The organism is Kitasatospora sp. NPDC058032 (genome assembly GCF_042885845.1).
In the GTDB taxonomy this organism is placed as follows: domain Bacteria; phylum Actinomycetota; class Actinomycetes; order Streptomycetales; family Streptomycetaceae; genus Kitasatospora.
Map to the genome: position 1 here is coordinate 218,068 of NZ_JBHVRK010000004.1, position 14,089 is coordinate 232,156.

At 74.1% G+C, this 14,089-nt stretch carries 12 protein-coding genes; 2 read left to right on the top strand and 10 right to left on the bottom strand.

The features are described 5' to 3' along the window. Window positions 1-3: 3 nt before the first annotated feature. From ACFVUH_RS08825 to purD, 7 genes are all read right to left on the bottom strand, one after another. Window positions 4-369, bottom strand: a complete 366-nt coding sequence (locus tag ACFVUH_RS08825) for a transposase (RefSeq protein WP_355362608.1) — start codon at window positions 367-369, stop codon at window positions 4-6. Next, window positions 347-1,324: a T3SS effector HopA1 family protein gene (locus ACFVUH_RS08830; RefSeq protein WP_387912064.1), complete on the bottom strand. Its 978-nt coding sequence runs from the start codon at window positions 1,322-1,324 to the stop codon at window positions 347-349. The genes ACFVUH_RS08825 and ACFVUH_RS08830 overlap by 23 nt, the downstream gene beginning before the upstream one ends. Further along, window positions 1,321-2,376, bottom strand: coding sequence for a class V lanthionine synthetase subunit LxmK (gene lxmK, locus ACFVUH_RS08835; RefSeq protein WP_387912065.1), 1,056 nt, complete (start codon window positions 2,374-2,376; stop codon window positions 1,321-1,323). The genes ACFVUH_RS08830 and lxmK overlap by 4 nt, the downstream gene beginning before the upstream one ends. Window positions 2,377-2,582: 206 nt before the next feature. Further along, window positions 2,583-3,482: a phosphoribosylaminoimidazolesuccinocarboxamide synthase gene (locus tag ACFVUH_RS08840; protein ID WP_387912067.1), complete on the bottom strand. Its 900-nt coding sequence runs from the start codon at window positions 3,480-3,482 to the stop codon at window positions 2,583-2,585. Between the two features lie 107 nt (window positions 3,483-3,589). Next, window positions 3,590-5,128, bottom strand: coding sequence for a N,N-dimethylformamidase beta subunit family domain-containing protein (locus ACFVUH_RS08845; protein WP_387912069.1), 1,539 nt, complete (start codon window positions 5,126-5,128; stop codon window positions 3,590-3,592). Window positions 5,129-5,356: 228 nt separating this feature from the next. Further along, the gene (locus ACFVUH_RS08850) at window positions 5,357-6,925 is read right to left on the bottom strand and encodes a hypothetical protein (protein WP_387912071.1); all 1,569 of its coding nucleotides are present in this window, start codon (window positions 6,923-6,925) and stop codon (window positions 5,357-5,359) included. Between the two features lie 621 nt (window positions 6,926-7,546). After that, window positions 7,547-8,794 carry a phosphoribosylamine--glycine ligase gene (gene purD / locus ACFVUH_RS08855; protein ID WP_387912072.1) on the bottom strand — a complete coding sequence of 416 codons (1,248 nt, stop codon included), beginning with the start codon at window positions 8,792-8,794 and terminating at the stop codon, window positions 7,547-7,549. Window positions 8,795-9,264: 470 nt separating this feature from the next. Here purD and ACFVUH_RS08860 point away from each other — a divergent pair, with 470 nt between their 5' ends. Further along, entirely contained in the window at window positions 9,265-10,050 is a 786-nt protein-coding gene (locus tag ACFVUH_RS08860; protein ID WP_355362594.1) for an SLATT domain-containing protein, read from the top strand. Between the two features lie 106 nt (window positions 10,051-10,156). Here the strand turns inward: ACFVUH_RS08860 and ACFVUH_RS08865 are convergent, their stop codons facing one another. The 3 genes from ACFVUH_RS08865 to ACFVUH_RS08875 all read right to left on the bottom strand — a co-directional run bounded on the left by ACFVUH_RS08865 (window position 10,157) and on the right by ACFVUH_RS08875 (window position 13,031). Next, entirely contained in the window at window positions 10,157-10,804 is a 648-nt protein-coding gene (locus tag ACFVUH_RS08865) for a hypothetical protein (RefSeq protein WP_355362592.1), read from the bottom strand. Window positions 10,805-10,921: 117 nt separating this feature from the next. Then, window positions 10,922-11,995 carry a GntR family transcriptional regulator gene (locus tag ACFVUH_RS08870; RefSeq protein WP_387912073.1) on the bottom strand — a complete coding sequence of 358 codons (1,074 nt, stop codon included), beginning with the start codon at window positions 11,993-11,995 and terminating at the stop codon, window positions 10,922-10,924. A 238-nt stretch (window positions 11,996-12,233) separates the two neighbouring features. Next, window positions 12,234-13,031, bottom strand: a complete 798-nt coding sequence (locus ACFVUH_RS08875; protein WP_355362588.1) for a carbon-nitrogen family hydrolase — start codon at window positions 13,029-13,031, stop codon at window positions 12,234-12,236. 174 nt (window positions 13,032-13,205) lie between these two features. Between ACFVUH_RS08875 and ACFVUH_RS08880 the strand changes: the two genes are divergently transcribed. Beyond that, entirely contained in the window at window positions 13,206-14,027 is an 822-nt protein-coding gene (locus ACFVUH_RS08880; protein ID WP_387912075.1) for a maleylpyruvate isomerase family mycothiol-dependent enzyme, read from the top strand. Window positions 14,028-14,089 lie beyond the last annotated feature (62 nt).

Genomic DNA, 14,089 nt, shown 5'->3' on the forward strand with positions numbered 1-14,089 from the left:
TCGTCAGCCGTTCTGAATCAACGTTCCCGGCCTGCGCCGGGCAACTCCACGCCGGATCCGCAGTTCGAAGTACGCCTCCCCCAGCGCAGCTTTCAGTTCCATGATCTCCTGGCGCAGCTGCCGCTCCCGCTGGACGGATCGCGAACTGTACCCCTCCAAGCCGGTACGACCACCGTCGATAAACTGCCTGCGCCAGTTCGCGATCGATTGCTCGGAGACCTTGGCACGACGAGCTGCCTGCGCCATCGACTCTGCACCCGAGAGCACTCTGAGAACGATCGCGACCTTCTGTTCGACCGGAATCACTGGCGGCCGCGCCATTATCCATCCCCTCTCGGACGACTTATCAACCCGCCAGGAAATTTTCATCAAGAACAGGGGAGTCAATATTTCTCGCCGGATCTGCCGGGTCGATATTGGCCTCCACGAAACGCGTGGCGACGAGCTCTTCGCGACTGCCCCCGCCCCCGGTCAGCGCGTGGCTGACCAGGGCCCCGGCCAGCACCCGCATGCGATGCTCGCCGAAGCTCAGCCCGCGCATCGCGGGCCTGCCGTCCTGCGGCTCCCAGGCGAACCCCACCCCGGGCGCCAGCCGCCGAGTGATCGGAGAGGAACCCGCTCCGACCCCGGCCAGCCCCTCCACCGCCGCGGCCACCACCGGCACCACGCGCCAGGCCCGGGGACCGAGGTAGACGACCAGGGCGTCGCGCCGGGGCAACAGCCTCCGGGTCGAAAGCACCTTGGCCCGGTAGGGCACCTCCGCCCCTTCCAGGGACGACAGGATCCGGCCCCAGGCCTCGACGGCGGCGTCCACGTCCTCCAGATGCACGTACACCCGGATCACCGGCCGGCTGTCCACGGCTCCACGGGATCCGTCGGCCAGGAAGAATCCGGTCGACAGGGCGGGCCGAGCAGCCGGCAGCATCACGTCGACCTGCGATCCCTCCGCGCCCTCCGGCTCGCCCATGAGCGCTGCCGCCGGAACCTTCAGCCGGAGGCCCCCGTGATTCATCACGTACGAACCGTCCGCCGGGGCGTGCAGCAGGGTCGCCCGCACCCTGGTACGCCGGTGCGGCATGGCGCGGCCGAACCGCGCTTCCAGCTCCGTGTCCCTGAGGGTCCGCGGGCGCTCGCCCTGCTCCGGGTCGCGGCCCGTGTGCAGCACCTCGTACAGGGTGGTGCTCAGCTGCCGCTGCAGCGCACGGGGGCTCTCGGCGGTCAGTTCGTGGGTGCCCACGACGGCCCGCAGGCCGTCCCCGGCCACCTCGACCCGGTGCAGGGCATCCGTCAGGGCCGACGAGATCACGTGCCCGGTTTCGGTCATACCAGACCCCCCAGTCCCAGGATGCTGATGAAGGCCGCGGGTTTCAGCAGGATGCTGCGGCCGATGCCCGCCGCACCGAGGTCCAGCGCGGAGGTCCGGCTCCGCTGAGTGGCCGATGCGATCATCCGTTCGATCAGGTGCCAACCCGCGTAGCGTGCCGCCCGCTCGGCCAGCCCCGCCTCCGGTTCACCCCGTACCTCGCGGTATCCGCGGCAGAACGCCGTGATCCGCGGCCGCAGTCGCTCCAACTCCCGTACCCCCTGGGCCACGACGGCTTCATGGGTGTAGACGTCGTCGCCCGGCTCTCCCTGCTCGGCGTCGAGGGCTTCGGGGATCGCCATCACCGCCCGGTACAGCCATTCGCCGGCGAAGCTCCCGATGTCCCGGGCCGGGTCGGCCAGCCGGAACTCCTCCCAGTCCGTGAGGTGCAGCACCTCGTCCACGACGAGGAACTGGTCCAGCCGGAGGTCGCAGTGACCCGGTCGCAGACCGGCGGACGCCTCGGCGGCTCGCAGTTCACGCAAGGCGGCGATCAGGGCCGCGTCCGACTGGAGCAGCGCCAAGGCCTTCAACTGCGCACCGCTGCTCTCGACCCACTGGCTCAGCGGGAGGGCGTCGAGGATGCTCTCCGGGGGCATGGGAGGCACGGAGTCGTCGATCTCGATCCCACCGACGTCGAGGCCGTGTACGCGTGCGATGCAGCGCCCGGCCTGCTCCGAGAGGTCCTCACCGAAGCCGCCGTCGAAGGCCAGGTCCGCCCCCGACCGGGCATTCTCCAGCCATTCGAAGGCGACCAGGAGCGAATCCCTGTCATAACCGAGAACGGCCGGGTACCGGAGTTCCGTCGAAATCGACTGGCCGGCGACCGCTTCCTCGAAGCTAAGCGCCCGGTCAAAACCCCTCGAGCTCGCCCCGCCGAATTCACCGTGCCGTTTGACGAATACCCGGGCCCCGGAGGACGTCAAGCCGGCCCAATTGTCGTTGCGCCCGCTTCGCGAGACGACCGCCCCGTCAAATTCCCCTAAACCTAAGTTCCCGAAAAGCTCCCCCACTTCCGGCACCCTGGACAACTCGACAGGCTCAAATCGACCGCGTACGTCCACCATCGCAGTGTAAGCATGGATTTAACACAGGGGCAAGGATGTTTGTATCCGGAGCGGCCGGAACCCGACGCCCGGAATAGGGGTTTTGTCCACGAATGCCAAAGAGAACCGCCTGCCGCAGCAGGGCTGCGACAGGCGGTGTCATTCCGCGGGTGTCAGGACCAGCTGAGGCCGGTCAGCCGCTCATAGGCCTCGACGTACTTGCCGCGGACCTTCTCGACCACCTCGGCGGGCAGCTGCGGCGGCGGCTGCTCGCTGCGGCGGTCCCAGCCGGAGGCCGGGGAGGTCAGCCAGTCGCGGACGATCTGCTTGTCGAAGGAGGGCTGCGAGCGGCCCGGCTCCCACGCGTCGGCCGGCCAGAACCGCGAGGAGTCCGGGGTCAGCACCTCGTCGCCGATCACCAGCTCGCCGTCCAGCAGACCGAACTCGAACTTGGTGTCGGCCAGGATGATGCCCCGCTCGCGGGCGATGTCCCGGGCCCGGGAGTAGACGGCCAGGGTGGTCTGGCGCAGCTGGGCCGCCAGCTCGGCGCCGATCCGGCGGGCCGTCTCCTCGTAGGGGACGTTCTCGTCGTGCTCGCCGACCTCGGCCTTGAGCGCCGGGGTGTAGATCGGGGCGGGCAGCTCGGAGCCGTCGTCCAGGCCCTCGGGCAGGGCGATGCCGCAGACGGTGCGGGAGGCGCGGTACTCCTCCAGGCCGGAGCCGGCCAGGTAGCCGCGGGCCACGCACTCGACCGGGACCATGTCCAGGCTGCGGCAGACCAGGGTGCGGCCCTTCCAGTCGGCCGGGGCGCCGGCCGGGACCTCGGTGGAGATCACGTGGTTGGGCACGATGTCCGCGATCCGCTCGAACCACCACAGCGAGAGCTGGGTGAGGATGCGGCCCTTGTCCGGGATCTCGTTGGGCAGCACCCAGTCGTAGGCGGAGGTGCGGTCGCTGGCGACCATCACGAGGTCACCCGACTCGGTGCGGTACAGGTCGCGCACCTTGCCGGTGTGCAGGTGGACCAGGCCGGGTACCTGGACCGGCTCGGGCTTGGTGACAAATCCGCTCAAGGTCGTCTCAGTCCTCAGGGGTCGTTCGCGGGCGGTGCGGCGCGAAAGGGGAGGTCACTGGGGTCGAGTCTGTCACGACCGCCCGGGCGGACCGGCCCGAGGGCCGCTCAGTCGTTCTTGCAGAGGCGGTCCAGCAGGTTGGCGGTGGCGCGCTGGATCCGCTCGTCGGTGAGCCCCGGACGGTCCAGCGCCGGCGACCAGGCGAAGGTGCCGGAGGCGAACACGTAGGCGCCGCTGGGTGCCCGGTAGAGCGAGGTCTCCTGGTAGCGGGTGCGCCCGGCCGGGTCCTGGTACGGGGAGTGGGCGAGCAGCACCCGTTCGGTGTGACCGGGCAGGGCGACCTTGGGGTAGTAGCGGTCCGCCTCGCCGGCCACCAGTCCGGGCAGCCCGTCGCCCTCGTGCAGGCCGGTGCCGGCCCAGAACCAGTGCGCGGTGTGCCGGGCGACCAGCGGGACGGCGGTGGCGACCCGGCCGGAGTACTGCAGGCCGAGCAGCCGCTGCTCCGGCTCGCCGGCGTCGCGCCACAGCGCGCTGGCGGCGCCGGGGGCCCCGGCGGCCGGGTCGTCGGGGCGGACCTTCTGGCGCTTGCGGCAGTTGAGCATCCGGTTGGGCTCGCCGGACGGGCCGGGGCTCAGCTCGACCCGCCAGTACATGGTGTTGGCGGAGAGGAAGACCAGCGAGGTGCCGCCGTCCCTGGCCCCTTCGGCGGCCCGGCGCATCGGTTCGGACCAGTACTCGTCGTGGCCGGGGAAGACCAGCGCCCGGTGCCGGGAGGCGTCGACCAGTCCGGCGTGCAGGTCGGTGGCGGTGGCGTAGGAGAGGTCGTAGCCGTAGCGCTCGGCCCAGCGGATGAAGTCGTAGGCGTGGCCGACGTGCAGCGGGAGCCCGGCGGTGGCGTGCGGGCGGTCGAAGGAGACGGTGACGGCCGCCTCGGTCTCGCCGACCAGCCGGCCGCCGTCCCAGGCGTGGTAGAGGCTGGCGCCGCTGCGGCCGTCCTCGGGGAAGAGGTTGTACGCCTGCCAGGTGACGTCCGGGACCACCAGCAGCAGTTCGGCGGCGCGGGTCTGGTCCTCGAAGTCCCGGACCGTGAAGGGGATGTGGCTGCGGTGCAGCATGTCGGCGGTGGTGAGCACGGCGACGTACGCGCCGGGCCGCCAGTGGTTCGGGATCTGCAGCCGCCAGGTGTGCCACCAGTGGTGGCAGGAGACGGTCCGGCCGGCCACCATCGGGGCCGGCTGGACCATGCCGGCGATCAGCGGGCTGGAGGTCATGTGGTGGGCGCCGTCGCCCGCGTAGTGGCCGATCCGGAAGACGTCGACGGTGAACTCGCGGGGCGGGTTGACGGTGACCCGCAGGTCCACCGAGCCGCCGGGGCGGACCACGCCGGCCGAGGCGAAGCCCTTGATCTGCTGTTCCTCGTCGTTGGCGCTCAGCGGGGTGCCGACCGCGGGCTTGCCGCGCACCCCGGCGGCCAGCGGACGCTGCCCGGGGGCGTCCACCGAGACGTACCAGGGGACGTCGCCCTCGGCGCCGGCGAGGTACTGGTCCGGGCTGCGCAGCCAGGGCAGCGGGCCCTGGCCGAAGGGGTCGGAGACGCTGTGCGCGTGCGTCCCGGACTCCCAGCGGCGGTTGGCTTCGGTCCCCACGCGCGCCCCTCCCAGGTGCACCTCCGCCGGGCTGGCATGTGCCTCCCGGATGTGCGTGCGGACTAATACACCACACCGTGCTGGCGCTGCGTCACCCTACGGTAGCAACTAGTGGCGGGAATCTTCCGGGCCGGCGGGCGGAGGGCCTCCGGCCTGCGAAGACCCGGGGCGGCCGGGTCGACCGGGGGCGCTCGCGCAGGGGCTGCGCGCCCCTCCCGGCGGTGCCGGTCAGAGCCGGACGGGCTTCTCCAGCCGGACGTCGGCGGCGTCCAGCCAGGCCCGCAGCGGTCCGTCCTGGCCCTGCTCGACGGCCTGGGCGACCGGTTCGGCGAGGTCGGTGCGGCGCACCCCGCCGAGCAGCAGCACCGGGCCGTCCAGCCAGTCGAGGCCGGGGACGGCGCCCGCGGTGTCCACGGCGGCGCAGCAGACCATCGCGGTGACGTGGTCCACCAGCACGTCCCGCGCGGTGCGGACCGGTTCGAGCAGTGGTGCGGGGGCGGCGGTGCGGGCCGGCTGGGCGACCAGCGCGGCGGCCAGCCGCTCGCCGTCGCCGGCGGCGAGCCGGTTCAGCAGCCGGGTCAGCGTCGGGGCACCGGGGCGGGCCTGCGGGGCGAGCAGGTCCAGGGCGGACTGCAGGGCGGCGGCGCGGGCCCGCCAGCCGGCGTCCACGACGTCGGCCGGGTAGTCGGCCCACTCCAGCTCGCGCCGGCCGCCGGAGGCGGGCGCGCCGAAGAACAGTTCGGCGGCGAGCCGGGAGACGGCGGCGTCCACCGTGCCGGGCTCCTCCAGCAGGTCGCAGGCCGGGCGGTCGCCGAGCCGGCTGCCGTAGCCGTCGGCCAGCCGGTCGCGCCGGGAGAGTTCGGTGAGTGCGGCGACCACGCCGGCGTTGAGGTGCGCGGGGTGCCGGCCGAGCCGCCAGGCGGGCAGCGCGACCCGGGTGAGCAGCCGGTCCCAGCCCGCGTAGGCGAGGCCGACCTGCTCCTGGGCGGCGATCCGCAGGCCGTAGTCCACCCCGCGGGCCTGTTCGGAGGCCCAGCCGGCGACCGACCGCTCCAGCTCGGCGGCGTGGCCGCGGCAGGCGCCGAGCAGCCGGCGGGTGATCCGGTCGGTGAGCGCGGCCGGGCCGCGCCGGGGCGGGCGGGGGGTGCCGGGGCCGGGGGCACCGGCCGGGCCGGCCGCGGAACCGGTGTCCAGGCTGGCGTCGAGGGCGCGCAGGAAGCGGCGGGCGGCGGCGATCTCGGGGTCGGCGGCGGCCGCGGTGCCGGCCACCACCGGGGCGAGCAGGGCGCGCAGCTCGCCGGCCCGCATCCACCAGAGGAAGGGCGAGCCGATCACCAGGACCGGCGCGGGCGGTTCGACGCGGGCGGCGCGGGCGCGGCGGCGGGGCCGGGCCGCGGGGACGTCCTCCAGCCAGCTGTCGCAGTCCGGGGTGAGCGCGACGGCGGAGGGCGCGGGGACCTCCAGCCGGTCGGCCAGGTCGTCGATCAGCCGGTACAGCTCGGGGGCCTGGGCACGGCCGAGCGGGACGGCCGGGGTCTGCGGCGGGACGGCCCGGCGGTATCCGCGGGCGGCCGCGGCGGCCACCAGCAGGGTGAGCGCGGCCACCGCGCAGACCGTCCAGCGGGCGATGTCCCAGCCGGCGGCGTCGGGTGAGCCGGGGGCGCCGATCCGGCCGGTGAGCCGGCCGGCGAGCAGGACCACCGCGGCGGCGGCGGGCAGCGCGGCGGCGGCCAGGGCGAGTCCTCGGATGCGCAGGACCGCGTGGGCGTGAGCGCGCGCGGTGTCGACAGCGGCCATACGGTGCGGCACCCCCTTCGGAGCCCTCGGGTGCCCGGTGAGGGCCCCTGAGCCGTTCGAAACGATCGGTTCCGACCGGGAAACGGTGGCGTCCGAGCCCCGGTAGTACATGCTGCGTGGCGCTTCTGACATTTTCGACGCCCGTGTCCGGGTGGTGTTCCGGATCGCCCCGGTTCCACTCGTCCCGGTGACGCCGCCCGGATTCCGGACGGCCGCCCGGGGCGGCATCGGACGGGCCGGGCGTGTCCGGTCCGGCCGGACGCCGTCCAGCATCCCCCCGCACGACCGCCGCTACCCGGCGGCGGGCGGAAGCGGCCCGACCTGTGGTGCCGTGGTCCAGCGCACCATAAGGCCGGGCACCCGGTTACGTCAGCCGGATGCGGCCGCTGTCACTCGATGGGCTGGATTCCGGCCGCCGAACGGTGTGCCGCGCCCGAAGAGCGCTCCGGCCCCGCTCGGCCCCGAAACGCCCGGCGGCGCTGCGTCCATGGGGGTTGTCCACGGGGCCCGCGGGGCTCGCGGACCGCGCCGGGGGTCGCCCGCGGGCCGGCGAACGCCCGGGCCCCCGGCGCGCGGATCGCTCGCCGGGGGCCCGGAGGGGGAGGAGGGGGTGCGCGGCCGCTACTGCGCGGCCTTCAGCGCGATGTCGCCGCGGTGCTGGCCGCCCGCCAGCGAGATCCGCTCCACCGACCGGTAGGCCCGCTCGCGCGCCTCGGCGAGCCCGGCGCCGGTCGCGGTGACCGACAGGACGCGGCCTCCGGCGCTCAGCACCCGGCCGTCCTCGGCCGCCTTCGTCCCGGCGTGCAGCACGTACGCGGTGCCGTCGGCGGCCTCCGCCTCGGCCAGGCCCTCGATCGGGTCGCCGGTGCGCGGCGCCGCCGGGTAGCCCTCGGAGGCGATCACCACGGTGACCGCGGCGCCCTCGTCCCAGCGCAGCGGCTCCAGCTGGTCCAGCGTGCCGGTCGCCGAGGCGTGCAGGACGCCGGCCAGCGGGGTGCGCAGCCGGGCCAGCACGACCTGGGTCTCCGGGTCGCCGAAGCGGGCGTTGAACTCGATCACCCGGGTGCCGCGCGAGGTCAGCGCCAGGCCCGCGTAGAGCAGGCCGGAGAACGGGGTGCCGCGTCGGCGCAGCTCGTCCACGGTGGGCTGCAGGACGGTCGCCAGGACCTCCTCGACCAGGCCCTCGGGCGCCCAGGGGAGCGGCGAGTAGGCACCCATGCCGCCGGTGTTGGGACCCTGGTCGCCGTCCAGGGCGCGCTTGAAGTCCTGGGCCGGCTGGAGCGGCAGGACGGTGCTGCCGTCGGTGATCGCGAACAGCGAGACCTCGGGGCCGTCCAGGTACTCCTCGATCACCACCTGCCCGCAGGCGGCGGCGTGGGCCAGCGCCTCGTCGCGGTCGGAGGTGACCACGACGCCCTTGCCGGCGGCCAGGCCGTCGTCCTTGACCACGTACGGGGCGCCGAAGGCGTCCAGCGCCTCGGCGGCCTCGGCGGCCGTGGTGCAGACGTAGGAGCGGGCGGTCGGGACCCCGGCGGCGGCCATCACGTCCTTGGCGAACGCCTTGGAGCCCTCCAGCCGGGCGGCTTCGGCGGACGGGCCGAACACCGCGACGCCGGCCGCGCGCACGGCGTCGGCGACACCCGCGACCAGCGGGGCCTCCGGGCCGACCACGACCAGTTGGGCACCGAGCGCGGTGGCGAGCGCGGTGACCTGAGCGCCGTCGAGCTGGTCGACCGGGTGGACCGTCGCCACCTGCGCGATCCCGGCGTTGCCCGGGGCGCAGTGCAGCTCGGTCACGGCGGGATCTTGGGACAGAGAGCGGCACAGGGCGTGTTCGCGGGCGCCGCCGCCGATGACGAGGACCTTCACGCTGGGCAAGGGTAGTCGGTGGCCGGTTCCGGCCGCTCTCCGGTCCCGTAGGAAGAGACAGCCGGGCGGATCCGGCACCCTCAGAGCCTGGGAGGATCCTCCAATTCGGACCCCCCGGGATCGGCGCGCGGTGTCCGGGTCAGGACAGCGGGTCACCGGACCCTCGCTCGGACGGGTGAAATCCCGCCGACCGCCGCAACCCTCTCACCTCGGGATCCGGTGGCCGAATCCGGTAACGATCATTGGCGAAGCGCCCACACGGTAAGCCATTTGGCGGTAAGAAGTGCTGTTGGACCACCGCCGGCGGCCGCCGGTGACGCCGCCCCGGGCATCGGCAGCACGCCCCGGAGCGGCGGTGTGGCCGGCGCGTTGTCCGTCGTTCCACGGGTCGTCAGGCCGAGGACACGTCGGTCCGCGCAGAGTCGGAACCAGCGAGACCAGCAGTCCGCCCGCCACAGGGAGCCCCACAGGTGAGCCAGCCGGAAATGCAGCCCGAGGAGAGTGCCTGGGGCAAGGAGATCGGTGAGGAGGACCAGCCCGCCACGACCGTGGCGCGCCGGCCCTCGACCCGCCGCCGGTCCGATCTGAGCACCCGCCAGTTCCCCCTGGGCGACTGGGGCGAGCCCGCGGAACGGCTGGAGGAGCTGTACCGCTGGTCCGAGGAGCGGGCGGTCGAGGCCGTCGAGTGGTACCGCAGGGACCGGGTCTGGAAGCGCCGCTGGGCCCGGCTGCTGAGGTTCGCCTCGGCCGGCTTCGCGGTCGGCGGGATCACCGCCCCGCTGGTCGACCTCACCGGGACCGTCGACAACGCCACCGGCTGGGGCTACGTCGGGCTGGCGCTGGCCGCCGCCTGCTACGGCGCGGACCGGGTGTTCGGGCTGACCTCCGGCTGGATGCGCGACGTCTCCACCGCGCAGGCGCTGCAGCGGCGCCTGGAGGCCTTCCAGTTCGACTGGGCCTCGGAGTGCGTCCGGGAGGTGCTCGGTCCCACCGAGGGCACCGCGGGCGAGGCCGCCGAGCGGTGCCTCGGGGTGCTGCGGCGGTTCTGCGAGGACGTCTCGGACATGGTCCGCACCGAGACCTCGGAGTGGATGCTGGAGTTCCGGGCCGGGATGACCCAGCTGCCCACCCAGGTCGCCGGCAGCTGGGGCGGGCGCACCGAGCCGGGCGTCGGCGCCCAGGTGCGGGTGCTGCCGCCGCCGGGGACCAGGCCCACCATGCCGCGCCAGCGGCCGCCGGAGGGTCCGCTGCGGTAGCGCGGGCCGGGGGCGGGCCAGGCCTTGGGCCCGGGCCCGGGTTCGGATCGGCCCGGGTTCGGGTTCGGGCTCAGGTTCGGGCTCGGGCTCGGGCTCGGGCTCGGGCTCAGGCGAAGACGACCATCGAGCCCTGGTGCAGGCTCCGGGTCGCCGCCGCGTACAGGCCCGCCCAGGCGTGCCGCTCCCGGGCGAACGGGTGCAGGTCGTCCAGCGGCGGGCCGAACGGCTGCTCCAGGCCGGTCGGGCCGAGCGGCCGGGTCGGTGCCGGCGGGTCGAGCGGGTCGATGCCCAGCGCCGGGGCGACGGCCTGCAGCTCGCGCAGCAGCCCGTGGCTGGAGCCGAGCGGACCGCCCGCGGCGAGCAGCGACTCCTCCACCAGCGGGGCGGCGAACTCGATCGGCACGTACGCGCCGGCGTGGTCGAAGTGCCAGACCAGGTGCGACTGCTCGGCGCTGCTCTCGAACATCTCCAGCAGCTGCTCGTAGTCGCCGCCGAGCGCGTCCACCGGCGTGATGTCCAGGCCGGTCAGACCCAGCAGATAGGCCCGGCGCAGGAAGTGCAGCGAGTCGTAGTCGAAGGCGGCTATCGGCTCGACCGCCCCGCTGAGCCCCGGCACGAACCGGTAGACCGGCATCTCGGGCAGGCCGCGGGAGGCCAGCACCTGGTTGTACAGCGCGAGGTCGTCCCGGAAGGGGTTGTCGGGGCTGTGGCTCAGCACGTCCACCAGCGGGACGAGCCAGAGGTCGCAGGCCATGGCCGGCTCTTCCTCTCCGGACGCGGGTAACCGGCCGCGCGGCGGCGGACGGCGGATGGGCGGGTCGGTGCCCGGACCACCGCCACGAGGCGCGGCCGGGACGGACGACCGCCCACCCTACCGGCCCGGTGAGCGATGCGGATCGGGCCGTCCCCCGGGCAGTTGGTCCGGCGGCGGATCGGACGGCCGGCGACCGAACCGCCCGTACGGCACCGAGCGCGGCTGCGGCACCAGGCCGAGTCCCAGGCCCAGTTCGCGGCCCAGCTCCCGGCCCAGCTCGCGCTCCCGTCCCCGGGCGCCGCCGGTCGCGCGGCCCGGATCCGCCGGTCGGGCGGGCTCCCCCGGACGCGGCTCCTCGGTGGCGGCGGTCCCGGTGCCCGCCCCGGCCTTCCCCGGCGCGGCGTCCTCCGGGGTGTCGGGCGGCGCGGCCGGAGCGTCCTGGCCGACCGGGACGGCGAGCAGGCGCCCGGTCAGCAGCGGCAACACCTTCACCGTCTCCACCGACTCGCCGGCCAGCTCGGCCAGCAGCCCGACGGTGAAGAGGTTGTACTCGCAGATGACGCGGTGCGAGCGCGGCACGTCGCGCGCCTCGATCGCCTCCACCAGGTCGAGGTGGCCGTCCCAGCAGACCCCGGCCAGCTGGGGCGTCGACCGCAGGAACCGCGCGGCGAACATCCACGACTGCACCCGCAGCCAGTCCAGGTAGTCGGCGATCCGGCGGTTGCCCATCAGCCCGCCGACCTCCTGCCAGAACCTGCGGTCGCAGCCCACCATCACGTCCAGGTTGCCCGCCCGGGCCGCCCGGGCCGCCGCGTCCGCCCGGCGGCGCAGCGAGGTGAGCCGGCTCCCGTCCTGCCGGCCGGGGTCGGTGGCCAGTCGGCGGTAGTAGCTGTCGGTGATCAGCACCCGGGTCTCGAAGATCTCCCGGAAGTCGTCCCAGCCGAACTCGGGAACGGTGAAGCCGCGGTGGTGCTCGGCGCGGAGCAGTCCCTGGGCGGAGAGGTCGACCAGCGCCTCCCGGGCCGGGGTCGCCGAGACCCCGTACAGCTCGGCGATCTCCTTGACGGTGAAGTTCCGCCCGGCCGCCAGCCGGCCGGCCATCATCTCCTCGCGCAGCGCGCCGGCTATCTGCTCGCGCAGGCTGTTGCGCTGGATCACCGGACGGGGGTCGCCCGCGTCGGTCCCGAACATGCGCGCGACCTCCTCGGGCGGGCGGGACGGCCTGACGGAACAGACCGGCGGTGTACGGACTGGTAACACGACGAGGGCTCATCTTCTCAAATTGGACACCGACGTGTACAAGCCCCCCATACTCTCCGCGCGCCCCCGTACGCTCCCGGCCGCCGAACGCGCGCCGGTCGAGCGCCGGACGACCATGGGACCGGTGCCCCCGGACGGCCTTCCGCCCACCGTCTCCGGGCCGGCCGCCTCAGCGCTGGACCGGCGCCGGGATGCCGAGCAGCCGGTCCCGGTGCACCGGGAACTCGGCGCGTGCCTTCGCCACCTCCGCCGGATCGAACTCCACGGTCAGCACCTCCTCCCCCGCCCCCGCCTCGGCCAGCACCCGGCCCCACGGGTCCACCGCGATGCTGTGCCCCGCCTGCTCGACCCCGCCGTGCGTCCCCGCCGTGTTGCAGGCCAGCACGTACGCCTGCTCCTCGACCGCGCGCGCCCGGTTCAGCAGCGTCCAATGCTCCCGCCGCCGCTCCGGCCAGGCCGCCGGCACCACCAGCACCTGCGCGCCGGCGTCCAGCAGCGCCCGGAACAGCTCCGGGAACCGCAGGTCGTAGCAGGTCGCCAGGCCCAGCGTGCCGACGTCAGTCGCCGCGGTGACGATCTCCTGCCCGGCCCCCATCACCACCGCCTCGCCGCTGTCGAAGCCGAAGCGGTGGATCTTGCGGTAGGTGTGCACCAACTCGCCGTCCGGGGCGAACAGCAGCGAGGTGTTGTAGATCGGCCCGTCCGGGTCGCGCTCGACGATGGAACCGGCGTGCAGCCACACCCCAGCCGCCCTGGCGGCCGCCGCCATCGCGTCCGAGGTCGGCCCGTCCAGCGACTCCGCGCCGTCCGACCAGAGGTCGTACGCGAAGCCGCCGAGCGGCCACAGCTCGGGCAGGACCACCAGGTCCGATCCCCGCTGCGCCCGCACCAGCGCGGCCGCGCGGGCCCTCCGCTCGGCCGGGGGCTCGGCGTCGGAGACCGCGAGTTGGATCAATGAAGCGCGCACAGTACCACCGTCCACGGCAAGAGTCCTACGATCGTCACCCGAAAGCGCTGCCCTGCTCTCACCCGGCAGCGTAACGTGCGGTTAGCGTGTGCGCCCGGAAGCCGGAATTCCCGGCCGACCCAGGAAACCGCGGGCACGCGTGGCAAGGCAGCTGACGGAGGGCCGGAGATTCCCGTGACGGACAACCAGACCGTGCAGGCTTACACCGAGGCGTGGACCCAGTCCATCGAGGCGATATCCGAACTGGTGACCCCCCTGCCCGAGGGCTCCTGGAACCGGGCCACCGAGTGCCCAGGTTGGTCGGTCCGCGACATCGTCTCGCACGTGATCGCCGTCGAGTCCGAACTCCTCGGCGACCCCCGTCCGATCCACTCCCTCCCGCGCGACCTGCGCCACGTCACCACCGAAGCCGCCCGCTACCTCGAACTGCCCGTCGACAAGCGCCGCTGCCACACCGTGCTGGAGATGACCGGCGAGCTGGAGTACACGATCATCCGCCGCTCCCGCGCACTGCGGAACGCCAAGCAGATGCCCAACGAGCCGGTCCGTCGACCGGGCGGCCCGCAGAGCGGCGAGATCAAGTACCACGAGCTGCTGCGGCAGCGCGCCTTCGACGTCTGGGTGCACGAGCAGGACCTCCGCCGCGCCCTCGGCGTCCCCGGCAACCTCGACTCCCCCGGGGCCCTGGTCGCCCGTGACGTCCTGCTGCAGGGCCTGCCGGAGGCGGTCGCCCACCAGGCCGGCGCCCCGGCCGGCACCGCGCTGGTCGTCGACGTCACCGGACCCGTCGAGTTCCTGCGCACCGTGCGGGTCGACTCCGCCGGGCGCGGCACCGTCGACGAGTCGATCAGCCTCGCCCCCGACGTCCAGCTCACCCTCGACTGGGAGACCTACGTCCGCCTCGCCTGCGGCCGCGGCCGCCCGGGCCACGTGGTCGTCGACGGCGACAAGGAGCTCGCGGACCGCGTCCTGGCCAACTTCTCCGTCACCCGATAGTGGCCCTCTTCACCCGCCCGGCTTCCACAGACGAGTGCACGCCGGGCGGGTGCGCCTCGTGC

Excerpts from the sequence above, each read along its gene's own strand:
- ACFVUH_RS08825 (WP_355362608.1), bottom strand. The coding sequence starts at position 369 with ATGAAAATTTCCTGGCGGGTTGATAAGTCGTCCGAGAGGGGATGGATA.
- ACFVUH_RS08830 (WP_387912064.1), bottom strand. The coding sequence starts at position 1,324 with ATGACCGAAACCGGGCACGTGATCTCGTCGGCCCTGACGGATGCCCTG.
- ACFVUH_RS08850 (WP_387912071.1), bottom strand. The coding sequence starts at position 6,925 with ATGGCCGCTGTCGACACCGCGCGCGCTCACGCCCACGCGGTCCTGCGC.
- ACFVUH_RS08865 (WP_355362592.1), bottom strand. The coding sequence starts at position 10,804 with ATGGCCTGCGACCTCTGGCTCGTCCCGCTGGTGGACGTGCTGAGCCAC.
- ACFVUH_RS08870 (WP_387912073.1), bottom strand. The coding sequence starts at position 11,995 with ATGTTCGGGACCGACGCGGGCGACCCCCGTCCGGTGATCCAGCGCAAC.